Below are 24,816 nucleotides of genomic sequence, written 5' to 3' on the forward strand. Positions count from 1 at the left end.
ACCTTCCAGCGCGCCGTACATCGTCCACTGCACCGACCTGCCACTTCCTGATGGCAGGCCCTTCTCCGATTCTTCCTTCGCCCCCGACTTAGAGCGGCTGGCGCTCCATCAGCGACCGGTCGTCGCGTTGCCGCGCGCCATGCGCGGCGCTGGCATGACGCTGGCTTGAGCGGCGTAGCGCCAACTTGAGCGGCCCGACGCCGCTGCGGCGCGCTTCGTCCGACAACAACAAGAAGGAAGCCTCGCATGATCGTTCATCCCGTCATCGTCTCGATCCGGCGCCTCACCCCGCTGGCGCTCGCCCTGTGGTTTGCCAGCCCGACGCATGCCGCCGACTGCGCCACGCTGCTCGGCAGCGAAATACCGGCCGAAGCCATCGGCCTGCCCACGCGGGGTGCGCAGGTCGTTGCGGCCAACGCCGTGGCGGCCGGCGGCAGTGCACCGCAGACCTTCGGCGCCTATTGCGACATCAGCGCGGAAATTCGCCCCATCGACCGGGCGGCACCGCCCATCCGCATGCGCCTGGCGCTGCCCGAGCAGTGGAATCACAAGGCGCTGATGCTCGGCGGTGGCGGCTACAACGGCACCCTGCCGAACGTCGTCGGCAATGTCCCCGCCGGCCCGCTGGACCAGCCCACGCCGCTCGGCCGCGGCTATGCGGTGTTCGGCAGCGACTCCGGGCACGCCTTCGATCCGCTCAGCCCCGGCGGCTTTGCCTGGAACGACGAGGCCCTGGCCAACTACGCCCACGACGCGCTGAAGAAGACTCGCGATGCCGCCGTCTACCTGATCCGCCAGCGCTACGGCACGGCCCCCGAGCGCAGCTACTTCGCCGGCGGCTCTACCGGCGGGCGCGAGGCACTGGCCGTGGCACAGCAGTGGCCGACCGACTTTCACGGCGTGATCGCCCTCTACCCCGCCTACAACGCCCTGGCACTGGATCTGCAGTTCGGCCGCATCACCCGTGCACTCGCCGCACCCGGCGCCTTCCCCAGCCTGGAGCAGCGCGCCGCGCTGCTGGAAGCGGCGATGCAGGCCTGTGACGGACTGGATGGCGTACGCGACGGCGTGATCAGCCATCAAGCCGCCTGCAACGCGCGTTTCGACCCGGCCCGCGCCAAACTCGACGGCCGCCCCCTGCGCTGCCCGGACGGCACCAGCAGCTCGCCGCGCTGCCTGTCGGACGCGCAGATCCACGCATTGCGGGTATTCAACACGCCGATCCGCTTCGACTTCCCGCTGGCCAGCGGCGAGACCCATTACCCGGGCTTCAACACCTGGGGCACCGATCTCGGCCGGCCGGGCGACGGCGTGCAGCTGGTAGTCAACCGGCTGGGCCTCAACACCCTGCAACCGACCTACCCGATGCCCGTGCACGGCACCGGCTTCGCCGATGGCGCGCCCTACCACGCCGGCTTCTGGGATGAATGGGTGCGCCACTTCGTGACGCGCAATCCCACCTTCAACTCGCTGACCCTCGATCCACAGAACCCCGGCCCCTGGCAGGCGCGCATCAGCGAGCTGTCGCTGCGTCAGGACGTCAATGAGACCGATCTCTCCGCCTTCGCTAACAACGGCGGCAAGCTGCTCATGGCCCATGGCACCTCCGACCAGCTGGTAAGCACCCGCGCCAGCGCCGAGTACTACCAACGCCTTCGCCGCGACATGGGGCCGGGCAGGACGCGCCAGTTCATGCGCTATTACGAAATCCCCGGCTACGGCCATGCCGCCAGCACGGTGTTCAACGCCGCCTGGGACTCGCTCACCGCGCTGGAGAACTGGGTCGAACGCGGCATCGCCCCGCGCCGCCAGATCGTCGCTGACAGCGTCGGCGTGCCAGGCCGCACCCGCCCACTGTGCGAGTACCCGGGCTGGCCGAAGTACGTCGGCAAGGGTGCCGTCGATGCCGCCTCCAGCTTCGTCTGCGTGAACGCCCGCTGAGCCGGGATCAGGTGGCGGCCAGCGTCGTGCGCGCTGCCGCCACCGCCGTCCGCGATGCTGGACACCCGCGGCCCGCATCGATCCGACGCTGAACATGTCCGCCGAACTGGACGCTCTGCACACCAGCCGTATTACCTCATGCCCGAGCCACGCACCAGCTCTAGCACGGGCCTCAGCGCATAGAGATTGCGCCACCGGGCCGGCTGGCACGGCTTTCGCTGAGGACTGGCAGCCGCGCGAACGCGGCGCAGAACAACAACAAGAGGAAATCCCATGCGACTCAAGCACACCGTCGTCTGCCCACTGCTGTGCGGCAGCGCCGTTCTGATCGCCACCGGCCCCGCAAACGCCGCCTTCATCGAAGACAGCAAAGCCAGTGTGGACCTGCGCAACTTCTACATGAACCGAGATTTCCGCTCCGGCGACGGGCAGTCCAAGGCCGAGGAATGGGCACAGGGCTTCATGCTGAAAATGGAGTCCGGCTACACCGAAGGCCCGATCGGCTTCGGCCTCGACGCCATCGGCCTCCTCGGCGTGAAGCTCGACTCCAGCCCCGACCGCGTCGGCACCGGTATCCTGCAGAGCGACCGCGAAGCACCCAACCGCGCCCAGGACGACTACGGCTCAGCCGGCCTCACGGCCAAGGCGCGGCTGTCGCAAACCACCCTGCATGTCGGCACCATGCAACCGCTGATTCCAGTGCTGATGCGCAACGACAGCCGCCTGCTGCCACAGACCTTCCGCGGCGCCTGGCTGCAGAGCAAGGAATTCGACGGCCTGACGCTCGATGTGGGCAGGCTCGACCGGGTCAACCAGCGCAACTCATCGGACAACGAGGAAATGACCGCCTTCAACGGCGGCCTGCGTAACATCCGCTTCGGTCGGCAGACCACCAGCGACGAGTTCCTCTTCGCCGGCGGCCGCTACGCCTGGACCCCGGAACTGAGCAGCAGCTACTACTACGGCGGGCTGGACGGCATCTACAAGGAACACAACTTCGGCCTGCTCCACGTACTGCCGCTCGGCGACAAACAGAGTTTCAAAACCGACCTGCGCTACGTGCACCAGACCGATGACGGCGGCAGCAACGTCGACGCCGACACCTTCGGCGCGATGTTCACCTACCGCATCGGCGGCCACGCCTTCGGCGCCGGCTACCAGCAAGTCTCCGGCGACACCGGCTTCGCCTACATCGCCGGCAGCGACAATTCACTGCTCAACCTGGTGCAGATCAACGACTTCGGCAACGAGGACGAACGCTCCTGGCAGGTCCGCTACGACTACGACTTCGCCGCCCTCGGCATCCCCGGCCTGACCCTCATGACCCGCTACATCTCCGGCGACAACGTCGACCGCGGCGCGGGAGCCAGCGAAGGCAAGACCTGGGAGCGCAACACCGACATCGCCTACGTGTTCCAGAGCGGCCCGCTGAAAAATCTCGGCCTGAAACTGCGCAACGCCACCACCCGCAGCAACTTCCAGAACGACCTCGACGAGAACCGCCTGATCATCAGCTACAGCGTACCGCTCTGGTAATGACTTGCCCGTAGCAGCCACGCCGGGGCATGACGATGCGTAGTCACCTGCCCTAGTCAAAAAGGGGTTAGCTTTCGCTAACCCCTTCCTCGGCCTGCAACGAATCCTGGGGCATTCGTCGATCACGATGACCATGCGCTATGCGCACCTGTCGCCGGACCATCTGGAATCTGCGCTTCGCCTGTCTCCACTTATCCAAAGCGGCCATGCGGTGGTATCCGCTTAATGTCCTTGCAAGTATGCTATCAATGATTGCATTGGATTCACTCGGAGGTTCTATGGCCAGCATTACGATCCGAAACCTTGACGACGACCTGAAGGCGAAATTGCGCGTTGTAGCGGCTAGTCATGGCCGCTCGATGGAAGAAGAAGCCCGAATCATCATTCGGCAAGCCCTGTCGCGTCAGGAAAAGCGTGGCGGGCTGGGTACTCGCATTCACTCCCGTTTTGCTACGGTCGGCGGTGCGGATCTCGCATTGCCTGAGCGAAAAGACAAGGCCCGGGCAGCGAGCTTCGATGAATGATCTTACTTGATACCAATGTGTTGTCCGAACTCATGCGAGCCAAGCCGGCGCAGCAAGTAATTGAGTGGGTCGACGCCCAGCCAGCGAGCGAGTTAGCGATCAGTGCGATCACTGTCGCGGAGATTCTTTACGGCATTGCCAGAATGCCGGATGGCAAGCGCAAACAAGGGCTGCTCGACATAGCCTCGGCCATGTTTGAGGAAGATTTCGCCGGCAATATCCTGCCGTTCGATGCAGACGCAGCCGTCCACTACGCAGAGATTGCCGCCGCGACCGAAGCGAAGGGGCGAATAGTAGATATGGCAGATGCGCAGATCGCCGCAATTGGACGGCGACACGATGCCATCATCGCGACTCGCAATACCCGTCATTTCGAGCCGTTGGGAGTGGGTTTGATCAATCCCTGGAGCGAATAGGGGTAACAGCGTTTCGTCTGTAGACAGGGCTAGTCACTTTGTAATCACCGGCCCAAAACAAAAAGGGGTTAGCTTTCGCTAACCCCTTGATTTGTATGGTGGCTACACCGGGACTTGAACCTGGGACATCAGCATTATGAATGCTGCGCTCTAACCAACTGAGCTATGTAGCCGAGTGGCGCGCATTATTCTCTGGTGCTTTTTTGCTGTCAACCCTGCCGCCAGTGAATTTTTATCCTTTTCAAGCGGTTAGACCAGCGGTTGCGCGGCTGGCCAGGCTTTCGCTCAGCTGTGTTGGCGGAACGACGGGCGGGTCGCCATCAGCAGGCCACCGAAGATCAGCGCGCCGCCGATCCAGTGGAATGTCTGCAGGGCTTCGTCCAGTAGCAACCAGCCGAGCAGCGCGGTGATTACCGGCATCAGGTAGCTGGTCATGGCCGCCTTGGACGCGCCGATCACGCTTACGCCGTGGTTCCAGGCGAGGTAGGCGATCAGCGAGGCGAATACCGCTGTGTAGCCAATCGCGGCAAGGTTGCCGGCGGTGGGCGGGAAGCCGCCGACGCGGATGAGTTCAAGCAGGTAGAACGGCAGGATCAGCGGCACGCCCAGCGCCATCAGCACGCCGAGCAGCGTCAGCGGCGGCACCGGCAGGCGCGCGGCCCAGCGCCGCAGCAGCAGGGTGTACAGCGCCCAGGCCGCAACGGCGGCTAGCATGATCAGATCGCCACTCTGAAATGACAGGCTGCTCAGGACCTGCCAGCTGCCGCGGCTGATCAGATAGAGCAAGCCGACGGCGGCCACAACCATGCCGAGCCAGGCGCGGCGCAGCGGCCACTCGCCGAGCAGCAGGCCGGCGCCGATGAAGGTCGCCAGCGGCAGGCAGGTGTTGACCAGGGTGAGGTTGATCGCTTCGGTGCTTTGCGCCGCTGTGTACAGCAGCGAGTTGTAGCTGGCGATGCCACAGGCGGCGAGTACCGGCAGGCGCCAGCCGGCGGCGCGCAGAACGGCGCGATGGCGCCAGATCGAGCGCGCCACGATGGGCAGCAGCAGTGTCGCGGCAAGCACCCAGCGCCAGAACGACAGGCCCAGCGGCGGGATCTCGTCATGGAAGGCGCGGGCCACCAGGGCGTTGCCGCTCCAGCAGACCACGGCCACCAGCAGCCCGGCGAAAGCCAGGCCGTGGCGCCCGGACGCTACGCTGGGTTGAGCGGGCGCAGGCGGTACTGGGTCGGCAACTGGTCGAGGCCGCTGACGGTGACGTTGAGGTTCTTCCACAGGCCATCCTTGATGCCGTAGATGCAGCCATGCACCGAGAGCGGCTGCCCGCGGTGCCAGGCGTTCTGCACGATGGTGGTATGGCTGACGTTGGCCACTTGCTGGATCACGTTCAGCTCGCACAGGCGGTCGACCCGCTCTTCTTCGCTGGGCAGGGTCGCCAGGTGCGCGCGGTGCTCATAATAGAGGTCGCGGATGGTCCGCAGCCAGCCATCGATCAGGCCCAGCTGGTCGTCACGCATGGAGGCACGCACGCCGCCGCAGCCGTAGTGGCCGGTGACCAGGATGTGTTTGACCTTGAGCACGTCGACCGCGTACTGGATCACCGACAGGCAGTTGAGGTCGGTATGCAGCACCACGTTGGCCACGTTGCGGTGCACGAACAGGTCGCCGGGCAGCATGCCGACGATCTCGTTGGCCGGCACGCGCGCATCGGAGCAGCCGATCCACAGGTATTCCGGCGCCTGCTGCTTGGCGAGCTGCTCGAAGAAAGTCGGGTCTTCCTGCTTGATGGCTTCGGCCCAGCGGGCGTTGTTTTCGAACAACTGATCCAGATCGTTCATTTCTTGTCCTCGAAGTCTGGCGCGCGAATGCGAACCGCTGCCGCTATGACACACCGGTTCTGCGCGGCGTCACAGCCCCTTGCGGCATACCTCCTGCGAGCTATTCGCGCGGCTGCGAGACGAACGCGCGCAGGTCGCGCAGGAAATTGTCGCGCCAGGCGCTCAGGTCGGCCGCGCGGATCGCCCGCATCATGTGCTCGTAGCGATCGCGGCGTTCGGCCAGCGGCATGCGCAACGCACGATCCAGCGCCTCGGCCATGCCGATGCAATCGTACGGATTGACGATCAGCGCGGAGGTCAGCTCGCGCGCCGCACCGGCGAAGCGCGACAGCACCAGTACGCCCGGGTCCTCGGGATTCTGCGCGGCGACGTATTCCTTGGCCACCAGATTCATGCCATCGCGCAGCGGCGTGACGAAGCCGATGCTCGCCGAGCGGAACAGGCCCATCAGAATACGCCGTTCGTGGCTCTTGTTGAGGTAGTGCAACGGCGTCCAGTCCAGGTCCGACAGCCGCCCGTTGATGTGCCCGGCCTCGCTTTCCAGCTGGCGGCGGATGCTCTGGTAGGTGCGCACGTCCGAGCGCGAGGTCGGTGCGATCTGGAAGAACTCGACGTTGCGCCGGTGCTCCGGGAAGCGGTCGAGGAACGCCTCGTAGGCCTTGAAGCGTTCCACCAGCCCCTTGGAATAGTCGAGGCGATCGACGCTGATGATGGTCTTGCGCGCGGTGTCACTGGTCCGCCGCATGGGATGGCGGCGGCCCTTGTAGGTTTCGCCGAGCTGCTGGATCTCGTTCGGCACGACGCCGATCGGGTAGACGCCGCTGCGAAAGTTCTGCCCGTAGGCGGTCAGGCTGCCATCGGCTTCGATCACGCCGCGCACTTCACGGGTCATGTAGTCCTGAAAGGCCAGCCGGTCGGTTTCGGTCTGGAAGCCGATCAGGTCGTAGTAGCACAGCGTCTTCAGCAGCTCGTTGTGCGGCGGGATGACGGTGAGGATTTCCGGCGGCGGAAAAGGAATGTGCAGGAAGAAGCCGATGCGATTGCGGATGCCCAGGCGACGGCATTCCTCGGCGAAGGGGATCAGGTGGTAGTCGTGGATCCAGATGATGTCATCGGGCTTGAGCAGCGGTTTGAGCTTCTGCGCGAGCATCTGGTTGACCCGCCGATAGCCTTCGTACTCGTCGCGATCGTAGCGCGCCAGGTCGATGCGGTAATGGAAGATCGGCCACAGGGTCGCGTTGGAAAAGCCACGGTAGTACTGATCGTAGTCACGCTTGGTCAGCCCGAGGGTGACGTAGGTGATGTTGCCCACCTGCTCGCTGTTGATCGGCGGATCGGCGCTGATGTCGCCGTTCCAGCCGAACCAGATGCCGCCCGACTGGCGCAGGGCATCGTAGACCCCCACAGCCAGCCCGCCGGCGGCAGCCTTGCCGGCCTTGATCGGTGCTACGCGGTTGGAGACTACGACTAGTCGACTCATCGGATTCTCGCTCTCGATTGATTGTTATTGGATGTGTCCCTCATGGCAGCGCGGCGAGCAGTCGCTGCAGCCACTCGTCCACCGCGGTGACCGAAGCCAGGCGCTCGCGGGCCTGCGTCGGCCCTTCGCCGACCTTGATCGAATGGCCGCCGAGCGCGTTGACCACGGCGAAACCGGCCTCGTCGGTCAGATCATCACCAAGGAACACCGGCACCTGCCCGTGAAATGGCGGCTCGGCCATGAACGCGCGGATCACCTCGCCCTTACTCGCGCCGCGCGGTTTCAGCTCGAACACGCACTTGCCCGGCTGCAGGCTGAGCAGCTCGCCGTAGCGGCGGGCGAAATCGTGGGCCAGCTCGGCGGCGGTCTGTTCGAGCTGCGGTGCGAGACGAAAATGCAGGGCGAAGGCGATGCCTTTGTTTTCCAGCAGCAGGCCGGGATGGTCGGCGCAGGCCTGCGCCAGCTCCGCTCCGATGCGTTGCAGCTGGGCGTGATCGAGCGCCAGGTCGCGCGGCGCACCATCGGCGGCGCGGCGCTCGGCACCGTGCACGCCCGCGGCTGGCAACCGCAAGGGTGCGAGCAGCCTGTCGAGCTGCTGCAGCGGCCGCCCGGATATCACCGCGATGGGAATCGCGGCGGCATGCAGCCGCTGCAGCGCAGCCAGGATCGTCGGAGGAACGAACACCCGTTCCGGGCGCGGCTGTATCTCGGCCAGTGTTCCGTCGACGTCGAAGAAGAATGCACAGCGTTGCGGCGCAGGCGCCGCCGAAGGTTGTTGATCGTCCATAGAGGGTATGGACTGCCGATCAGCGGTGCTGGTTCGCCTGTTTTTCACGGCTTTGACGTCTTGAATCTTCACCGCGCGGCCCGGTCACACCTTGCAAGACCCGCCATTCACCTACGGGAGACGATCATGAGCGAGCGCAAGCCGTACACGCCGACTGAAATCGACGACACCGAAGATCGCATGGGCTCGATCGAGCAGCTCGACTTCAGCGCACGCAAGGACGAACGCAAGGGCCGCATTGGCGATGAAGTTCCTGCCGACGAGCTGGCCGATGAATTTCCGCCGGAGCGCGTGGCCGAAGCCGGGCTTAGCGGCGCGGAAACGATCGACGGCAAGACCACGCTGGACGATCTCACGCCGGAAACCCTGCTGCCCGACGATGGCGCCCGATCTCCGAGCGAGCGCGGTCACGGCGGGCCGGCCGATGAGGATCTGACCGTGGTGACCGATCAGCAGATCGGCGGCGCCACGGGCCTTGACGAGGCCGAACTGGCGCGGCGCCATCCGCTGGATGGCAAACCCTGGGACGGGCCGGCCGACGGTGACGAGGACAGCGGCGTCAGCGACGGCGACGCACTGCTGGACGAGGACGACAGTGTGCTTTCAGACGAGGAGCTGGAAGGCGACGCGCCGCTGGATTCGGGACGGGACAAGCGCCCCGGAGAGTGACCGTGCCGCTCAATCGAGCAAAGTGCAGGCCATCACCAGGGCATCCTCGCGCCCTTCCGCCGACGGGTAATAGGCCCGGCGCCGGCCTACTTCGTTGAAGCCGTAGCGTTCGTAGAGCCGATAGGCCGAGGCATTGCTGGCGCGCACCTCAAGAAAGCACTCGCGTCCGCCGCGCTCGCGGGCGCGCTGCATCAGGTGCTCGAGCAACCGCAGGCCGAGGCCGCGGCCCTGGCTCTGCGGCTTGACGGTGATGTTGAGCAGGTGCGCCTCGTCGAGGATCACATTGATGACGCCGTGCCCGACCTGTTGCTCGCCCTCGAACATCACCCAGCATTCATAGGCACTCACGGCGTCGGTGAAGATGCCACGCGTCCACGGGTGGCTGAATGCGGCGTACTCGATCTTCAGCACCGCATCGATATCCGCCGCGGTCATCGGGCGGAAGCTGACTGCATCACTCATGGCTACTCACGAACTCCTGTGCCAACGCGGCAGACTGCGGCGCATGGCTTGCCACAGCTCGGCCTTGGTCGCCGGCTGTTCCATCAAGGTTTCCAGACCGGGAATCGCCAGCGCGCGCCCGAGCCCGTCGATGGCCAGTTCGCGGCAACAGGCCTCGGCTCCCACTTCGCCGGCGAAGCGCAGCGCCGGCAGACCGACCAGCCAGATACAGTCGCAGCCCATCGTTTCCAGTTCTGCAGCCAACACGCCCTGCACATAATCGCGCGCGGCCTCGGCACCCTGGTCGAGGCTACCGCCGTGCAGCAGCGGCCAGCGGATCGGCTCGCCATCGCCGACCTGCTGCGGGCTGTCCGGCAGGCGCGCGGCGCGCAGCAGGTCCTTGAGCAGGATGTAGCCCGGATCGCGACTCTGGAACGACTCGCCGGTCGGCAGCTCCACCAGCAGCAGCACGCTGCCGGCGCGCAGCAGTTGCAGGGCGAAACGCGGTGGCGGCTCGATCGCCTTCGGCCGTTCCTCGGGCGCCTGCGGGGCCGCGACTGCTTCGGGCTGCTTCGGCTCGGGCACGACGACGCGCAGCTGCGGCTTTTCCGGGCGAGCCGGCGTCGGTTCGACAGCCCGCTCGCTGGCCACCGGCACTGCCGCGTCCGGCTGCAGCGGCGCGGCCTCGACCGGCGGCTTCAGCAGCTCCAGCCGCGACGGTGCGGCGAAGGGCAGTTCGGTACGCGGCAGCCAGACGGCTACCTGCATGGCGTCGAGGTAGGCGCGACGCCGGGTTTCCGTGATCAAACCCCTTCCACCTGCGGATGCGCCTTGGCGCCGACCTGCATCAGGTTCAGCGCGTTGAGGTAGGCCTTCGCCGAGGCGACGACGATGTCGGTATCGGCGCCGTTGCCGTTGACGATGCGCCCGCCCTTCTCCAGCCGCACGGTCACCTCGCCCTGGGAATCGGTGCCCTGGGTGATGGCGTTGACCGAATACAGCTGCAACGTGGCGCCGGATTGGGCGATGCTCTCGATGGCCTTGAAGGTGGCATCGACCGGGCCGGAGCCTTGGGCCTGGGCGCTGTGTTCGGCGCCCTCCACGCTGACCAGCAGCTTGGCTTCAGGCACGGTGCCGGTCTTGCTGGTCACCTCCAGGCTGGCCAGCTTGTAGTGCTCGGGCGCCTCGTCGGCCAGGGTGTCGGAGACCAGCGCCTGCAGGTCTTCGTCGAAGATTTCATGCTTCTTGTCGGCCAGCTCCTTGAAGCGGCCGAAGGCGGCGTTCAGCTCGTCGCCTTCCAGCACGATGCCCAGCTCTTCCAGACGCGAACGGAACGCGGCGCGCCCGGAGTGCTTGCCCATGACCATCTTGTTGGCGTTCCAGCCGACCGACTGGGCGGACATGATCTCGTAGGTCTCGCGGTGCTTGAGCACGCCGTCCTGGTGGATGCCCGACTCGTGGGCGAAGGCGTTGGCGCCGACGATGGCCTTGTTCGGCTGCACCGGAAAGCCGGTGATGCCCGAGACCAGGCGCGAGGCGGCGAGGATGTGCTCGGTCTCGATGCGGGTATGCACGCCGAGCAGGTCCTGACGGGTCTTGATCGCCATGACGATCTCTTCCAGCGCGGCGTTGCCGGCACGCTCGCCGAGGCCGTTGATGGTGCATTCGACCTGCCGCGCACCCGCGACCACCGCCGCGAGGGAGTTGGCCACGGCCAGGCCCAGGTCGTTGTGGCAATGCACCGAGAACACCGCCTTGTCGGCATTGGGGATGCGTTCGAGCAACTGGCGGATGGTGTCGGCGTACTGGTGTGGAATCGCGTAGCCGACGGTGTCCGGGATGTTGATAGTGCGCGCGCCGGCGTCGATGGCGGCCTCGATGATGCGGCAGAGGAAATCGATCTCCGAGCGCCCGGCATCCTCGCAGGAGAATTCCACGTCAGCGCACAGGCTGCGCGCCTTCTTCACCGCCTTGACCGCCTGCTCGACCACCTGATCCGGCTGCATGCGCAGTTTGTACTGCATGTGGATCGGGCTGGTGGCGATGAAGGTGTGGATGCGCCCGGAGTTGGCGCCGGCCAGCGCTTCGGCGGCACGCTCGATGTCGGCATCGACGGCGCGCGCCAGGCTGCACACGGTGCTGTCCTTGATGTTATCGGCGACCAGCTTCACCGCAGCGAAATCGCCGGGGCTGGCGATGGCGAAGCCGGCCTCGATCACGTCCACCTTCAGCCGCTCCAGCGCGCGGGCGATGCGCAGCTTTTCCTCACCGGTCATGGACGCGCCGGGGCTCTGCTCGCCGTCGCGCAGGGTGGTGTCGAAGATGATGACGCGATCGTTGCTGCTCATAGGGGGTTCCTCACGGCTGCCGGGCGCCTCTCATGGGGCGCCTGAGTGGACGGATTGTCGCGTGAAATGGACGGGGCGGGAAGGCGCAGCTGCGTTTGGCGTGGGTTGTTGTCGCGTAGGGTGGAAAACGCCGAAGGCTTTTCCACCGCGGGGGAACGTTGGTGGAAAACGCTTCGCGGTTTTCCACCCTACGCCAGAAAACACAAAGCCCGCCTTTAGGCGGGCTTTGGGCTGATTTTTAACGCAGCAGGGCCGACGCGCAGCCGATCAAGCCTGATCCCAGGGACGATCGCCGCGCTCGTCTTTGATCCGAGTCGGCAGGCCCATGACATCGAGCAGCTTGAGGAACGGCTGTGCCGGCAGTTCTTCGACGTTGACCATGCGCTTGGCATCCCACTCGCCGCGGGCGATCAGCAGCGCTGCAGCGACCGGCGGCACGCCGGCGGTGTAGGAAATGCCCTGGCTGTCGGTTTCGGCGAAGGCCTCTTCATGGTCGGCGACGTTGTAGATGAACAGCTCGCGCGGCTGGCCATCCTTGGTGCCCTTAACCAGGTCGCCGATGCAGGTCTTACCGGTATAGCCCGGCGCCAGCGAGGCAGGATCGGGCAGCACGGCCTTGACCACCTTGAGCGGAACCACTTCCAGGCCTTCGGCGGTGCGCACCGGCTGCTCGGAGAGCAGGCCGAGGTTCTTCAGTACGGTGAAGACGTTGATGTAATGCTCGCCGAAGCTCATCCAAAAACGGATGTTCGGCACGTCGAGATGCTTGGAGAGCGAGTGCACCTCGTCATGACCGGTCAGGTAGAGGTTCTGTTCGCCCACGACCGGCAGGTCGTCGGTGCGCTTGACCTCGAACATGCGGTTGGTCGTCCACTGGCTGTCCTGCCAGCTGTAAACCTGCCCGGTGAATTCGCGGAAATTGATTTCCGGGTCGAAATTGGTGGCGAAATACTTGCCGTGGGAACCGGCGTTGACGTCGAGGATGTCGATCGACTCGATCTTGTCGAAGTATTCCTGCTGCGCCAGGGCGGCGTAGGCGTTGACCACACCCGGGTCGAAGCCGGCACCGAGGATGGCGGTGATGCCCTTTTCCTGGCATTCGGCCAGGTGCTTCCACTCGTAGTTGCCATACCACGGCGGCGTTTCGCAGATCTTGCCCGGCTCTTCATGGATCGCGGTATCGAGATACGCAGCGCCGGTGTCGATGCAGGCGCGCAGCACGGACATGTTGAGGAAGGCAGAGCCGACATTGATGACGATCTGCGATTCGGTTTCACGAATCAGTGCCTTGGTCGCTTCCACGTCCATGGCGTCCAGCGCATAGGCCTTGATCTCGCCGGGCTGTTTGAGCCCGCCCTTGGCCTGCACGCTGTCGATGATGGCCTGGCATTTGGAGATGCTGCGCGACGCGATAGCAATACGACCGAGTTCGTCGTTGTGCTGCGCGCACTTGTGGGCCACCACCTTGGCAACACCTCCTGCACCAATGATAAGAACGTTTTTCTTCAATTCCGGGATCACTCCTTAATCTGCCGGCCTCAGGAGAGGCTGGACAGGTAGTCGTTAAAGTCGAACTCACGAACCACCTCGACGCTGCCGTCGAGCTGCTTTACCACGATGGACGGCATTTTCAGGCCGTTGAACCAGTTTTTCTTGACCATGGTGTAGCCTGCCGCGTCGATGAACGACAGCCGATCGCCGATGGCCAGCGGGCGATCGAATTGGTACTCGCCAAAGATGTCGCCGGCCAGGCAGCTCTTGCCGCACACCATGTAGCTGTGCTCGCCGTCATTGGGCGCCATCTTGGCGTTGAGGCGGTAGATCAGCAGGTCGAGCATGTGCGCCTCGATCGAGCTGTCGACCACCGCGAGATTCTTGCCGTTGTACAGGGTGTCGAGCACCGTGACTTCCAGCGAGGCGCTCATGGTGATCGCCGCTTCGCCGGGCTCCAGGTAGACCTGCACGCCGAATTTTTCCGAGAACGCCTTCAGCCGCGCGCAGAAGGCATCGAGCGGATAGCCTTCGCCGGTGAAATGGATACCGCCGCCGAGGCTGACCCACTCGACCTGTTGCAGCAGATGGCCGAAGCGCTCCTCGATGGTGCTCAGCATCTGGTCGAACAGCTCGAAGCTCGAGTTCTCGCAGTTGTTGTGGAACATGAAGCCGGAGATCTGCCCCATGACCTTTTCGATTTTGGCCGGATCCCACTCACCCAGGCGGCTGAACGGCCGCGCCGGGTCGGCCAGCAGGTAGTCCGAACTGCTCACCTGCGGGTTGACGCGCAGGCCGCGGATGGTGCCCTCGGTGCGTTCAGCGAAGCGCTCCAGCTGGCCGATGGAGTTGAAGATGATCTTGTCGCAGTTGGCGACCATCTCTTCGATCTCGTCGTCGGCCCAGGCCACGCTGTAGGCATGGGTTTCGCCGGCGAATTTCTGCCGGCCGAGCTTGAGCTCGTACAGCGATGACGAGGTGGTGCCGTCCATGTACTGCTGCATGAGGTCGAACACCGACCAGGTGGCGAAGCACTTGAGTGCCAGCAGCGCCTTGGCACCGGACTGCTCGCGCACGTAGGCGATCTTCTCCAAGTTGCCCAAGAGCTTCTGTTTGTCGATGAGGTAATACGGCGTCTTGATCATTTATCGCTGCCCATGAGGTCGCCCGCAGGAAGCGGCCGGCTCCCCGTTTGGCAAAAGGGCGAATTCTGCCGACAACTGGTGCATATCGAAAGAGCATTGAGACATTTCGTCACCATCCACGCGTCGGCTGACCTTGCCGGGCAGGCTACCGCGCCGCGGATGACGATCAGGTGACTCGCCCGGTACCGGTAGCAGCCGGTCAGCAGTAGGCCAATCAGCAGGCGCCGATGCAGTACAATCAGCGCCTTTTTTCACTGGCCGGAACCAGCGCCTCGATGATCGAACCCAAGCGCGTACTGCGTGCCCTCGCCGAACACTGGACCCTGCTCGAGCCGCTGTGCGAGCGTTTCGACGCCGGCACCCTGAGCCTGGTCGAACTGCGTCACCAGCTCGGCGCGCAGCTGCCGGCAGGCACGCCCACCGATATCACTGCCCTGCTCGACCAGTGGATCCGCCTGGACATCCTGGTGCCGGTGGCCAAGAGCCCCAACCGCTTCGAGCTGAACGCGCAGATCCACGACTTCCTCGCCTACCTGCGCCGCGAGCACCGCCTCGGCCTGTGCCTGGAGATCGAAGCCTACCTGCGCCATCTGGAACGTCTGGCCGGGCATATTCTCGATGCCTTCGAGATTCGCGACGGCAACGACCTGGCGCGCCAGCTGCGCCTGCTCGACATGCGTGTGCGCGACGTGCTGAAGAAGCTCGACAACGACGAGCAGGCGCTGGTCGCCGTGGCCGACCGGGCCAAGACCAGCGACCGCCAGATCCCGCTGCGCCAGCGCTATGCCGAGGTGCTGGCGACCTGGGACGAGTACGTCGAGCCGATGATCCAGCTGGTCTCCGCCGACGGCGCCTTCGAGCAGGGCGTTCATCGCGTCGAGCAGGTGCTGATGAAGCTGCTCGGCGAGCAGCAGCGCCTCGGCCAGCTGGTCGATGACGATCTCCTGCTGCGCACCCATGCACGAATCCTGGAAATGCAGACCACCGCCCAGCTGACCCTGCGCAAGGCCCGCGAGCTCTTGCTGCCGCTGCGCGAGGAGGCGCGTCGGCACAACGCCGTGACCCGAGGCGCGGCGCTGGCGCTGTCGGCGATCCGCAAGAAGGGCCTGGACGCCGTACCACAGGCCTCGCTGCCGCTGTTCACCCGTCCTCAGAGCACCTTTCTCGGCACTGCCAGCCAGGTCGAAGCCTACGTCTACGCCCTGGCCCGCTTCGAGCCGAAGCCGGCGCAGTTCCCGCGGGCCAGCGGCAAGCGCAAGGGCGAGCAGCCGCGCGCACCGCGCACCGCGCGGGAGATGATCGAGCGTTGCCAGCAGGCACTGCCGCTGCCGGACCTGATGGCCTGGCTGCTGGAACAGGAACCCGAGGGCGCCACCGACGAGCTGCTCTACTGGTTTTCGCGCCTGTCCCGCGACAGCCGCTTCCAGCGCGATCGCCTGGAACGTCGCGAGTACCTGACCCGCGAACACCGCGTCAGCCTCAGCTCCTTTGCGCTGGTGGCCAATGCCAATGGCTGACGCCTACGTAGGGTGGACAACGCGCAGCTTGACCACCATCACCCCGACGATATCCGAGCGACCTGAATGAACATCGACCTCAAGGAAATGACCCAGCTGGCGCCGATCTTCCGCGAGCTGTTCAAGGGCTATCACCTGTCGCGCAGCGAGCCGGAGCCCTACGCGCAGCTGTCGAACATGCAGGACCAGTACCGCGCACTGTTCAAGGCGCTCGGCTTCGAGCTGGTCTGCGATCCGCGCGGCTTCTACTACTTCGTCCCGGAGCAGATGGGCGCGCAGGTGAACAAGACCGCCCAGCGCCTGGCGCTGTTCACCTTCATCCTCGTCGAGCACCTGGCGGACCAGGGCCGCGACCCGCTGGCCGTGCTCGACGGTGGCAGCCTCGGTCGCGATGAACTGCCGGCGTTGCTGGACAAGTACCGCGACCTGTTCCTGCAGGCCGAAGTCACCACCCAGGAAGAACTGGAAGAGAAAGTGATCCGCCGCCTGACGCAGCTGGGCTTCGCCGAGGACAGCAACGGCGTCTACCGCTTCCTGCCGCCGATGCACCGTTTCCTCGACGTCTGCCTGTCGGTGCAGCAGGACCGCGATCTCGCCGCCAGCCTGCACAGCAGCGACCTGCCGCTGCCCGCCCCGGAGCTGATCGCCGAGGACGAGGGCGAGGACGACATCATCCTCATCGAGGAAGCGGCCGAAGAATCGGAAGAAGAAGCCTTGGCGCGCGCCATCGCCGAAGAAAAGGAGCTTGAAGCATGAGCCAGGAACGCTACGGCATCCGCCGCTTCGCCCTGCTGAACACCGCCGGCTACAGCCTCGGCATCTTTCCGCTGGAAAACCCGCTGTCGGTCTACGGCGCCAACAACCTCGGCAAGTCCGCGTCGATCAACGCGCTGCAGTTCCCGATCCTGGCGCGCATGTCGGACATGAGCTTCGGCAAGTACAGCCTCGAGCAGTCGCGCAAGTTCTACTTCGCCTCGGACACCAGCTACATCCTCGTCGAAGTCATGCTGCCCCACGGCCCGCATGTGATCGGCGTGGCCGGCCGCGGTCCGGGCGGCGGCTTCGGTCATCAGTTCTTCGTTTATCAGGGCTCGCTGGACCTCGACCATTACCAGCAGAACGGCACCTGCCTGCGCCAGCGCGAGCTGTTCGCCAACCTCGAACGCGCCGGCATCAAGGCCTACGAGGCCAAGCCGGACGAGCTGCGCCGGCTGCTGGTCGGCGGGCATACCTCGATCCCGCTGGACATGACACTGATCCCGCTGCGCTCGACCAGCGAGCAGAGCCTGAAGACCTTCCGCGCGCTGTTCATCAACCTGCTGCATATGCGCGAGATCACCGCAGCGAAACTCAAGCAGCTGTTCCTCGATGCCTTCGAGCACAGCCTGCGCTCGGGCAGCGTCGACTATATCGCCGCCACCGAAGAAGCCTTCCGCGACGTGCGCCGCATGGAGCAGGACTACCAGGCACTGGTCGCCGCCGGCCCGCTGGTCGAGGCGCTGGCGGCCGGTGTCGCCCAGCGCGAGCTGCTGCGCGGCAAGCTGCATCGCCTGTCACCGCTGCTCGACAACCTGCTGGGCACCTGGCACGACTACGCCGATGCGCGCAAGGAAGAGCTGGTGATCCAGGCCGAGCACTATCGCCGCGAGCAGGACGGCCTGCAGAACGAACAGCGCGGTTCGACTGGCGAGCTGATGCGCCTGGAACGCGAGATCAGCGAAATCCAGCGCTGGCTGGGCGAGCTGGCGGTGCTGAAGAACCGTTTCGCCCTGGTCGAGGACGCCCATGTGCTGGAGCAGCAGCTGCTCGCCGCCAAGGACGCCCATGACGAGCTGGCCGGTGCGCTGGCGCAGTCCCGTCAGTTCTCCAGCGAGGACCTCGACGAGCGCCTGCGTGATCTGGAAAAACGCCTGAAGTCGGTCCGGCAACAGCTCGACCATACCGACAACAACAGCTACTCGCGTTTGCGCGAGGAGTTCTCCCAGGCCGATGTGGATCGCCTGATGCGCCTGTTCAATGGCCAGCTGTTCAGCCTGCCGCTGGGTGAAAAAGGCATCAGCGCCGAGGGCGACGACTGGGTCAAGGCCGTGGAAGCGGTGCTGGATCGTTTCAAGGGCGACACCTTCTCGGTGCCGGGCCTGTCCATCGACCTCTCGCATATCGAGCCACCGGCGCTGCAGGCCCTGGCCGACCGTGCCGCCCTGCGCGACCAGAAGGATCGCCTGGAGCGCGAACTCAAGCAGCTAAAGACCCAGCATGCTGTGGCCGTCGACCGCGCGGCGAGCAAGGCCCAGGCCGAGGCGCTGTATCAGGCCGTGCTGGATGCGCAGAAAGCGCTGGAAGACTTCCGCCGCAGCCAGACCCTGGCCGCCGAGGAGCCGGCGAAGCTGGAGCAGCTGGCCCAGGCAGAGGCGGCCCAGGAAGAACTCAAGCGCACCAGCGACGCCTTCGCCGAGCGCGTACAGCACCTGTCCGCCAAGCTGCAGCTGGTCGGCCGTCAGCTGGCCGATCTGGAAGCCAAGGAGCGCACGCTGGAAGACGCCCTGCGACGTCGCCAGCTGCTACCGGCAGATCTGCCGTTCGGCACGCCGTTCATGGATCCGGTGGACGACTCGCTGGACAACCTGCTGCCGCTGCTCAACGACTACCAGGACAGCTGGCAGGCGCTGCAGCGCGTCGACGGTCAGATCGAGGCGCTGTATGCCCAGGTGCGCCTGAAAGGCGTGGCCAAGTTCGACAGCGAGGAAGATCCCGAGCGTCGCCTGCAGCTCTTGGTCAACGCCTACGCCCACCGTCAGGACGAGGCGCTGACCCTGGCCAAGGCCCGCCGTGCTGCGGTCACCGACATCGCCCGAACGCTGCGCAACATCCGCAGCGACTACGAGAGCCTGGAACACCAGCTCGCGCTGTTCAACCGCGAGATCAACAAGCGTCAGGTGTCCAACCTGGCGAGCTTCCGCATCGTGCTGGCGCCGAACAAGGATGCGCTCAAGCACATCGACCAGATCATCCACAGCGCCGGACAGTACGAGGAAGGCGAGACGCTGTCGGTGTTCGATCTGTCCCAGTCCGCCGAGCAGGATGCCAGGAACGAGGAAGCCAAGGAGTATCTGGCGCGGCTGGTGGCGGCGAACAACAACCAGCTGGGCCTGAAGGATCTGTTCGAGCTGGCGTTCGAGATCACCAAGGTTGGCGGCCAGCCGGTGATTCATACCGATATCGACGGTGCGGCGTCCAACGGCACCACCATGACCATCAAGGCGCTGACCAACATGTACCTGTTGCTGCACCTCATGGACCGCGAGCAGGCCGGGCGCATCCGCCTGCCCTACTACCTCGACGAGGCGGCAGACATCGACGAGCGCAACCAGCAGGCGCTGATCGAAACCAGCCTTCAGTTGGGCTTTGTGCCGATCCTTGCATCGGTGAAGCCGCAGGTCTCGGCCCATGTCGCCATCGACCTTGAGGGCGGCAGCGGGCCGGCCGGCATCTACATCGACGAGGCGGACTGGAAATACATCAGCCGCCGCGAACCGGTCGCCAGCCCCGCCAGCGTATCGGCTCGGCAGGTCGAAGAACCGGCCTGACCGGCGTAACGACAAAGGGCCCCGCAGGGCCCTTTGTTCGATCTGACCGTTGCTACTCGCCGACGGGCTCCAGCGCGATCTTCGGCGCCCAGCCGAACCACTCCTCCTGCGGCTCCTTGAACAGCGCGAAGGTCTGCCCGGGAAGCGCGCGATTGCCCATCTGCTCGCCCTCCGGCGTGGCGAAGGCGACGCCGCCCTCGATCAGCGACTCCAGCGAATCGGTGCGCAGGCTGGCGCCCTTGAACAGACTGAAATCCACGCCGAAGCCGCTGGTTTCCCAGAAGCGGCTGCCGCTGTGCACCAGGGGCGCGTAGCGCGGCTCGATTACCACGCGGATCAAAACGCGGTCGGCATTCGGCCCCAGTTCGTAACCCGCAACCTCACCGACTTTCACCTCGCGATAGGTCACTGCATTGCCCGGCTTGAGCGAGCCCAGCCGTGCCGCGCTGAGGATCAGGCTCAACCCTTCGCCGGCCTTCTGCGGCTCTCGCTCCTGGCCGGTGAAGCGCGTTTGCGCGGCTGCGCCCGGTTTGCCCGGCGCCACTTCGAGGTAGGGACCGCTGACCAGCGTGTCCAGGTTCGCCGTACGCAGGATGCCGAGCTCCGGTCGCACCACCCAGAACTGCGTGCCGGCGCGGGCGATACGCGACTCTGCCGCGGTGATTCGTGCACGCAGCACGACGCCCTGTAGGTCGTCGCTGAGCGAGACGCTGTCCACCTCGCCCACCGCCAGGCCTTTGTAGCGAATCGGCGTGCCGGCGCTCAGGCCGTCGCCCCGCGCGAGGCTGATCTCGATGGTGGTCCCGCGTTGGATTGCGCTGTCCCGGTCCTTGTGCAGCAGGAAGCGCGGCACCTTCTTCGTCCCCGCAGCTTGCGGATTGGGCGTTTCGAAGGCGATACCGCCGGCGAGCAGGCTTTGCAGCGACTCACTGCGCACCTCGATACCGGACAGCCCACCGCTCAGCGAGATGCCGCTGGCGTTCCAGAACCGGCTCGAGCTGTTCACCAGTTCGGCGTACGGCTGCTCGATGTGCACGCCAATGACGATCTTCTGCTGGTCACGGGAAAATTGATAGCTCTGTACGGAGCCCACCCGAACCTGGCGATACAGCACGGGACTGCCGACATCCAGCGAGCCGAGAGTGTCGCTGGTGAGTACCAGGTGCCGACCTGGAGCGCGAACGTCCAGTGGTGGCGCTTTGGCGCGGGCGGCGAACTCTCGTTTGGGCGCGGCGCTCTTTTCACCAGGCCGTACGGCGATGAAATTGCCTTTCACCAGCGCCTCGAGGCCGGTGATTCCGCCCAGCGAGATGGACGGTTTGACCACCCAGAAATCGGTGCCCTCGACCAGGTAATCCTCGAACAGCGGATCGATCGACAACTCGGCCTGGGCGCCCTTGAGATCAGCGTCGATATCCAGCTTCTTCAACAAACCGACCTGCATCCCGTTGTACATGACCGGGGTGCGGCCGGCCTGGAGCCCGTCGAAATCCAGCAGCGAGACCACCGCCTTGATACCCGCCTGGGCGGCGTCGAAATCTTCGTAGAGACGGAACGGAATGCTCGGATCGGTCGCGGGGCTGTCCTTGCGATGTGCAGGCGTGGCGAAGGCGATACCGCCGGCAACGATGCTGGCCAGGGACTCGGTACGGAACTTCACACCGGTCAGGCCGGCATCCACCGTGACTCCGCTGGCGTTCCAGAAACGCGTGTGCTTGCGCACCAGATGCGCGTACTCCGGCTGGATGTAGAGCTGCACCTCCACGGTACTGTCATCCTCGGCGAGCACATAGTTCTTCACCTGGCCGACCTGAATCTGCCGGTAGAAGACCGGGCTGCCGCGGTTGAGCGAGCCGAGACGCTCTGCCTTGAGGATCAAATGCAGGCCGATGCGGCTGTCGGACATCGGCGGCTCTTCCGCCAGCGCGACGAAACGCTTGGTCGGCTCGCCATCGGCAGGGCTCATACCGATGTAGTTGCCCGACACCAGCGTCTCCAGGCCGGTGATCCCGGCCAGTGTGACGCTGGGCTTGACCAGCCAGAAGCGCGTGCCGCTGCGCAGATAGCCATCGACGTCCTGATTCATCTCGATGTCGGCGACAACGACCTGCCGCCGCTCGTCGTCCTCGAGGCGCAGGTCGCGTACTACGCCGATGGTCATGCCTTTATAGAGGACTGAGGTCTTGCCAATCTCGATTCCTTCAGCGCTGTCGAACACGACTTCGATATGCACGCCGCGCTCGCTGTAGGCCTGCCAGGCCAGCCAGGCACCGATCGCCAGCGCTATCAGCGGCAATATCCAGATCGCCGACCAGTTCGAGGCTGGGCGGGTTTTCGCTTGTGGCAGATCAGTCATGCTTGTTTCCGGACTCGGTGTTATCCCAGATCAGACGGGGGTCGAAGGTGATGGCGGCGAGCATCGTCAGGACCACGACGCTGGCGAACGCCACCGCCCCCGTACCGGCTTCGACGCTGGCGAGGCTGCCAAAGTTGACAATGGCAACCAGGATCGCGATGACGAAGATGTCCAGCATCGACCAGCGCCCGATCCACTCGATGAAACGGAACACCAGCAGGCGCTGGTGCGCCGACATGGGATGATGTCGTTGTACAGAGATCAGCAACATGGCGATCCCGATCAACTTGAAGGTCGGCACCAAGATACTGGCAACGAATACTACCGCGGCGATTGGGTACATGCCGTGCCGCGCCAGCGTCACCACGCCGGACATGATGGTGTCCGGCGTGCCGTCGCCGAGCATGCGGACCGTCATGATCGGTAGCAAATTGGCCGGCAAGTAGAGCAATGCCGCGCTGAGCAGCAGTGCCCAGGTGCGAACGATGCTGTTCGGCCGCCGCATGTGCACGCGCGCCCCACAGCGTGTGCAGTGTTGCCGCACGTGCTCCGGCTGATGGCGATTGAGTTGATGGCACTCATGACACACCATCAAACCGGCATCAGCGGCGCGCATCGACAGGCTCCGCCAACGCTTCCCAGACCTGCTGCGGCGACATCACCAGCTCCAGCCATACTTGGACTACCAACAGTCCGGCAAAACACGCCAGGCCGACTCCAAGGCTGAGCTCAGCCATATCCCTCAGTTTGATGATCGAAACCAGGATGCCGAGCAGATAAACCTCAAGCATCCCCCACTCGCGCAAATGATGGTAGGCCCGGTAAAGCAGCATCCCTAACGACTTTGCGCGGCGAGTGGCAATACAGAGCAACACGACGAACTGGCACAGCAACTTCAGCAACGGAACAACCATGCTGCACAGAAGAACAACAAAGGCGATTCCCTGCATATCACCACGGTAGAGGCTGAGCACACCCGTCCACACCGTGTCATCAGTGACTCTTCCCAGCAGGTTCAGCTGCATGATTGGCAGGAAATTAGCCGGGAAATAAAGCAACAACGCGGCCAACACTAATGCAAGCCCCGGCCCGACGAAGCGATGACGCAGCCGGAGCAGCTCATAGCCACAACGCGCGCACTCCGCAACCTGCCCGTGCGCAAGCGTGGGCCGAGCCATCAATAAATCGCATTCAGGACAAGCTAGCAGCTGTTCAAGCGGAAGCTGGGAGAGCTCTGGTGCCGCGGCGGGTTCGGACATGCACGCTATCCAGATAAAGACGCCATTCTAATCCAATTCTATCGGTCGGCTAGCCAACGAGGCATCGCCGCCCCGCTTCACATAGCGACGTCCTGCCTGCCATTTCAACATCGTTGATCTATGGACGAGCCCCCTGAAGCACCGGACACCGTTTCCCCCTTACCATAAGGGATAGGCAAACGGTCGTGTTTATGACTTCCAGCAAAGACAGACATATCGAAGTGCTCGGCCAAGAGCGGCGTCGCCGCTGGAGTGTCGAGGAGAAGCTCGCCATGGTTCGCGAGAGCTTGGAGCCGGGGCATAGCGTCTCGGTGGTCGCCAGGCGCAACGGCATCAATCCCAACCAGCTGTTCCATTGGCGAAAGCTCTATCAGGACGGCAGCCTGTCGGCGGTCAGTGCGGGCGAGGCGCTGGTTCCCGCTTCGGAACTGGCCGACGCGATGAAGCAGATCCGCGAGCTACAGCGGATGCTAGGCAAGAAGACCATGGAAGCCGAAGTGCTCAAGGAAGCCGTGGAGATCGCCCGCTCGCGAAAATGGATTGCGCACTCACCCTTGTTACCGGGGGACGACCAGTGAAGCTGGTCTGTGAAAGCCTCGGTGTGTCGCGCTCGCAACTGACGGCTCGAATCAAACAGGCCCTTCAACCGAAGAAGGTACGGCGCCGGAGGGCGCTCGATGATGCGGCGCTGGTCGAACGGATCAAAACGGCTATCGCGGACTTGCCCAGCTATGGCTATCGCCGGGTATGGGCGCTGCTGAGGCGCCACGCCGAGCGGCAGGTGCAACCTGCGCTCAACGCCAAGCGGGTCTACCGCGTGATGCGTGATCATGGCTTGTTGCTGGAACGCCGCCGCAAACAACCGGGCGTTGCCCGGCGCCACGATGGCCGTGTGGCGGTCGCGACAAGCAATACCCGCTGGTGCTCGGATGGCTTCGAATTCCGTTGCGACGACGGCGAACGGCTGCGCGTGACGTTTGCCCTCGACTGCTGCGACCGGGAAGCCATCAGTTGGGTAGCTAGCCCACCCGGATACAGCGGTGACGATGTTCGCGACGTGATGCTTGAAGCGGTCGAGCGCCGCTTTGGGCAGGAACTGCCACCTACGCCGATCCAATGGTTGAGCGACAACGGCTCGGCGTACACAGCGGAGCAGACGCGGACGTTTGCCCGAGAAATTGGTCTGCAACCATTAACCACGCCGGTATGCAGTCCACAGAGCAATGGTATGGCGGAAAGCTTCGTGAAAACGATGAAGCGAGACTACATCTCTCACATGCCCAGGCCGGATCGCCTGACAGCACTGCGCAACCCGGAGATTGCCTTCACGCATTACAACGAGGAGCATCCGCACAGCGCCCTGAACTACCGCTCACCTCGGGAGTTCAGGCGAACAGCGGCATCATCGAAATAACGGGGAGCTGGTGTCCGGTTCGGCGGGGGCGAGTCCAGGCAACTGCTCTAGATAACCTGAGCGCAAA

Annotated in this window: 21 protein-coding genes, 1 tRNA gene and 1 pseudogene; 10 read left to right on the forward strand and 13 right to left on the reverse strand. The window is 64.6% G+C overall.

Annotation, left to right across the window (positions count from 1 at the left end):
* Nucleotides 1–246 precede the first annotated feature (246 nt).
* The 5 genes and pseudogenes from NAV27_RS18260 to NAV27_RS18280 all read left to right on the forward strand — a co-directional run bounded on the left by NAV27_RS18260 (nucleotide 247) and on the right by NAV27_RS18280 (nucleotide 4,417).
* Nucleotides 247–1,941 (forward strand): tannase/feruloyl esterase family alpha/beta hydrolase, encoded by a 1,695-nt coding sequence (locus tag NAV27_RS18260; protein ID WP_102828688.1) that lies wholly within the window; start codon nucleotides 247–249, stop codon nucleotides 1,939–1,941.
* A 273-nt stretch (nucleotides 1,942–2,214) separates the two neighbouring features.
* Nucleotides 2,215–3,477 (forward strand): OprD family porin, encoded by a 1,263-nt coding sequence (locus tag NAV27_RS18265; protein WP_102828687.1) that lies wholly within the window; start codon nucleotides 2,215–2,217, stop codon nucleotides 3,475–3,477.
* A gap of 88 nt (nucleotides 3,478–3,565) precedes the next feature.
* A pseudogene (locus NAV27_RS18270) lies at nucleotides 3,566–3,703 on the forward strand (phage integrase); the annotation flags it as partial.
* A 52-nt stretch (nucleotides 3,704–3,755) separates the two neighbouring features.
* Nucleotides 3,756–4,001, forward strand: a complete 246-nt coding sequence (locus NAV27_RS18275) for a FitA-like ribbon-helix-helix domain-containing protein (RefSeq protein ID WP_008567218.1) — start codon at nucleotides 3,756–3,758, stop codon at nucleotides 3,999–4,001.
* A complete protein-coding gene (locus NAV27_RS18280; protein WP_102828686.1) occupies nucleotides 3,998–4,417 on the forward strand; it encodes a type II toxin-antitoxin system VapC family toxin in 420 nt (139 codons plus the stop codon). The genes NAV27_RS18275 and NAV27_RS18280 overlap by 4 nt, the downstream gene beginning before the upstream one ends.
* 96 nt (nucleotides 4,418–4,513) lie before the next feature.
* Here the strand turns inward: NAV27_RS18280 and NAV27_RS18285 are convergent.
* The 5 genes from NAV27_RS18285 to otsB form a co-directional block, all read right to left on the reverse strand.
* Nucleotides 4,514–4,590: transfer RNA gene (locus NAV27_RS18285), tRNA-Met, on the reverse strand.
* A gap of 112 nt (nucleotides 4,591–4,702) precedes the next feature.
* The gene (locus NAV27_RS18290) at nucleotides 4,703–5,578 is read right to left on the reverse strand and encodes a DMT family transporter (protein WP_305128857.1); all 876 of its coding nucleotides are present in this window, start codon (nucleotides 5,576–5,578) and stop codon (nucleotides 4,703–4,705) included.
* A gap of 32 nt (nucleotides 5,579–5,610) precedes the next feature.
* The gene (gene can / locus NAV27_RS18295; RefSeq protein ID WP_008567215.1) at nucleotides 5,611–6,255 is read right to left on the reverse strand and encodes a carbonate dehydratase; all 645 of its coding nucleotides are present in this window, start codon (nucleotides 6,253–6,255) and stop codon (nucleotides 5,611–5,613) included.
* A 100-nt stretch (nucleotides 6,256–6,355) separates the two neighbouring features.
* The gene (gene otsA / locus NAV27_RS18300) at nucleotides 6,356–7,735 is read right to left on the reverse strand and encodes an alpha,alpha-trehalose-phosphate synthase (UDP-forming) (RefSeq protein ID WP_102828685.1); all 1,380 of its coding nucleotides are present in this window, start codon (nucleotides 7,733–7,735) and stop codon (nucleotides 6,356–6,358) included.
* Nucleotides 7,736–7,775: 40 nt separating this feature from the next.
* Nucleotides 7,776–8,522, reverse strand: coding sequence for a trehalose-phosphatase (gene otsB / locus NAV27_RS18305; RefSeq protein WP_102828684.1), 747 nt, complete (start codon nucleotides 8,520–8,522; stop codon nucleotides 7,776–7,778).
* A 126-nt stretch (nucleotides 8,523–8,648) separates the two neighbouring features.
* On the opposite strand from otsB, the gene NAV27_RS18310 reads away from it, so the two are divergent.
* Nucleotides 8,649–9,191, forward strand: a complete 543-nt coding sequence (locus NAV27_RS18310; RefSeq protein ID WP_043297465.1) for a hypothetical protein — start codon at nucleotides 8,649–8,651, stop codon at nucleotides 9,189–9,191.
* Nucleotides 9,192–9,200: 9 nt separating this feature from the next.
* Here NAV27_RS18310 and rimI read toward each other — a convergent pair whose 3' ends face one another.
* From rimI to NAV27_RS18335, 5 genes are all read right to left on the reverse strand, one after another.
* Complete coding sequence (gene rimI / locus NAV27_RS18315) at nucleotides 9,201–9,653, reverse strand: ribosomal protein S18-alanine N-acetyltransferase (RefSeq protein ID WP_008567211.1); 453 nt, start codon at nucleotides 9,651–9,653, stop codon at nucleotides 9,201–9,203.
* Between the two features lie 6 nt (nucleotides 9,654–9,659).
* Nucleotides 9,660–10,439, reverse strand: coding sequence for an energy transducer TonB (locus NAV27_RS18320; RefSeq protein WP_102828683.1), 780 nt, complete (start codon nucleotides 10,437–10,439; stop codon nucleotides 9,660–9,662).
* Nucleotides 10,436–11,980: a 2-isopropylmalate synthase gene (locus NAV27_RS18325; protein ID WP_008567209.1), complete on the reverse strand. Its 1,545-nt coding sequence runs from the start codon at nucleotides 11,978–11,980 to the stop codon at nucleotides 10,436–10,438. The genes NAV27_RS18320 and NAV27_RS18325 overlap by 4 nt, the downstream gene beginning before the upstream one ends.
* Nucleotides 11,981–12,247: 267 nt before the next feature.
* Nucleotides 12,248–13,489, reverse strand: coding sequence for a saccharopine dehydrogenase family protein (locus NAV27_RS18330; protein WP_102828682.1), 1,242 nt, complete (start codon nucleotides 13,487–13,489; stop codon nucleotides 12,248–12,250).
* Between the two features lie 29 nt (nucleotides 13,490–13,518).
* On the reverse strand, nucleotides 13,519–14,616 hold the full coding sequence (locus NAV27_RS18335) for a carboxynorspermidine decarboxylase (protein ID WP_102828681.1): 1,098 nt from the start codon (nucleotides 14,614–14,616) through the stop codon (nucleotides 13,519–13,521).
* A gap of 275 nt (nucleotides 14,617–14,891) precedes the next feature.
* Here NAV27_RS18335 and mksB point away from each other — a divergent pair, with 275 nt between their 5' ends.
* The 3 genes from mksB (at nucleotide 14,892) to mksF (ending at nucleotide 19,720) form a co-directional block, all read left to right on the forward strand.
* A complete protein-coding gene (mksB, locus tag NAV27_RS18340; RefSeq protein WP_180981436.1) occupies nucleotides 14,892–16,133 on the forward strand; it encodes an Mks condensin complex protein MksB in 1,242 nt (413 codons plus the stop codon).
* Nucleotides 16,134–16,199: 66 nt separating this feature from the next.
* On the forward strand, nucleotides 16,200–16,889 hold the full coding sequence (gene mksE / locus NAV27_RS18345; protein ID WP_017245619.1) for an Mks condensin complex protein MksE: 690 nt from the start codon (nucleotides 16,200–16,202) through the stop codon (nucleotides 16,887–16,889).
* Complete coding sequence (gene mksF, locus NAV27_RS18350) at nucleotides 16,886–19,720, forward strand: Mks condensin complex protein MksF (protein ID WP_102828679.1); 2,835 nt, start codon at nucleotides 16,886–16,888, stop codon at nucleotides 19,718–19,720. Before mksE ends, mksF begins: the two co-directional genes overlap by 4 nt.
* 52 nt (nucleotides 19,721–19,772) lie before the next feature.
* Here the strand turns inward: mksF and NAV27_RS18355 are convergent, their stop codons facing one another.
* The 3 genes from NAV27_RS18355 to NAV27_RS18365 are packed head-to-tail and all read right to left on the reverse strand — an operon-like array spanning nucleotide 19,773 to nucleotide 23,335.
* Nucleotides 19,773–22,076 carry a PqiB family protein gene (locus NAV27_RS18355; protein ID WP_102828678.1) on the reverse strand — a complete coding sequence of 768 codons (2,304 nt, stop codon included), beginning with the start codon at nucleotides 22,074–22,076 and terminating at the stop codon, nucleotides 19,773–19,775.
* Nucleotides 22,069–22,692: a paraquat-inducible protein A gene (locus NAV27_RS18360; RefSeq protein ID WP_102828677.1), complete on the reverse strand. Its 624-nt coding sequence runs from the start codon at nucleotides 22,690–22,692 to the stop codon at nucleotides 22,069–22,071. The genes NAV27_RS18355 and NAV27_RS18360 overlap by 8 nt, the downstream gene beginning before the upstream one ends.
* Nucleotides 22,679–23,335 (reverse strand): paraquat-inducible protein A, encoded by a 657-nt coding sequence (locus tag NAV27_RS18365; protein ID WP_102828676.1) that lies wholly within the window; start codon nucleotides 23,333–23,335, stop codon nucleotides 22,679–22,681. Before NAV27_RS18365 ends, NAV27_RS18360 begins: the two co-directional genes overlap by 14 nt.
* Nucleotides 23,336–23,526: 191 nt before the next feature.
* Between NAV27_RS18365 and NAV27_RS18370 the strand changes: the two genes are divergently transcribed.
* A protein-coding gene (locus NAV27_RS18370) for an IS3 family transposase (RefSeq protein ID WP_369805804.1) occupies nucleotides 23,527–24,749 on the forward strand; the annotation gives its coding sequence in 2 pieces (ribosomal slippage) (nucleotides 23,527–23,872 and nucleotides 23,872–24,749; 1,224 coding nt in all).
* Nucleotides 24,750–24,816 lie beyond the last annotated feature (67 nt).

The sequence above is a fragment of the Stutzerimonas degradans genome, from assembly GCF_024448505.1.
Lineage (GTDB): Bacteria > Pseudomonadota > Gammaproteobacteria > Pseudomonadales > Pseudomonadaceae > Stutzerimonas > Stutzerimonas degradans.

Coding starts and splice junctions, on each gene's coding strand:
- NAV27_RS18260 (WP_102828688.1), top strand. CDS start 247: ATGATCGTTCATCCCGTCATCGTCTCGATCCGGCGCCTCACCCCGCTG.
- NAV27_RS18265 (WP_102828687.1), top strand. CDS start 2,215: ATGCGACTCAAGCACACCGTCGTCTGCCCACTGCTGTGCGGCAGCGCC.
- NAV27_RS18275 (WP_008567218.1), top strand. CDS start 3,756: ATGGCCAGCATTACGATCCGAAACCTTGACGACGACCTGAAGGCGAAA.
- NAV27_RS18280 (WP_102828686.1), top strand. CDS start 3,998: ATGATCTTACTTGATACCAATGTGTTGTCCGAACTCATGCGAGCCAAG.
- can (WP_008567215.1), bottom strand. CDS start 6,255: ATGAACGATCTGGATCAGTTGTTCGAAAACAACGCCCGCTGGGCCGAA.
- otsA (WP_102828685.1), bottom strand. CDS start 7,735: ATGAGTCGACTAGTCGTAGTCTCCAACCGCGTAGCACCGATCAAGGCC.
- otsB (WP_102828684.1), bottom strand. CDS start 8,522: ATGGACGATCAACAACCTTCGGCGGCGCCTGCGCCGCAACGCTGTGCA.
- NAV27_RS18310 (WP_043297465.1), top strand. CDS start 8,649: ATGAGCGAGCGCAAGCCGTACACGCCGACTGAAATCGACGACACCGAA.
- rimI (WP_008567211.1), bottom strand. CDS start 9,653: ATGAGTGATGCAGTCAGCTTCCGCCCGATGACCGCGGCGGATATCGAT.
- NAV27_RS18325 (WP_008567209.1), bottom strand. CDS start 11,980: ATGAGCAGCAACGATCGCGTCATCATCTTCGACACCACCCTGCGCGAC.
- NAV27_RS18335 (WP_102828681.1), bottom strand. CDS start 14,616: ATGATCAAGACGCCGTATTACCTCATCGACAAACAGAAGCTCTTGGGC.
- mksB (WP_180981436.1), top strand. CDS start 14,892: ATGATCGAACCCAAGCGCGTACTGCGTGCCCTCGCCGAACACTGGACC.
- mksE (WP_017245619.1), top strand. CDS start 16,200: ATGAACATCGACCTCAAGGAAATGACCCAGCTGGCGCCGATCTTCCGC.
- mksF (WP_102828679.1), top strand. CDS start 16,886: ATGAGCCAGGAACGCTACGGCATCCGCCGCTTCGCCCTGCTGAACACC.
- NAV27_RS18355 (WP_102828678.1), bottom strand. CDS start 22,076: ATGACTGATCTGCCACAAGCGAAAACCCGCCCAGCCTCGAACTGGTCG.
- NAV27_RS18360 (WP_102828677.1), bottom strand. CDS start 22,692: ATGCGCGCCGCTGATGCCGGTTTGATGGTGTGTCATGAGTGCCATCAA.
- NAV27_RS18365 (WP_102828676.1), bottom strand. CDS start 23,335: ATGTCCGAACCCGCCGCGGCACCAGAGCTCTCCCAGCTTCCGCTTGAA.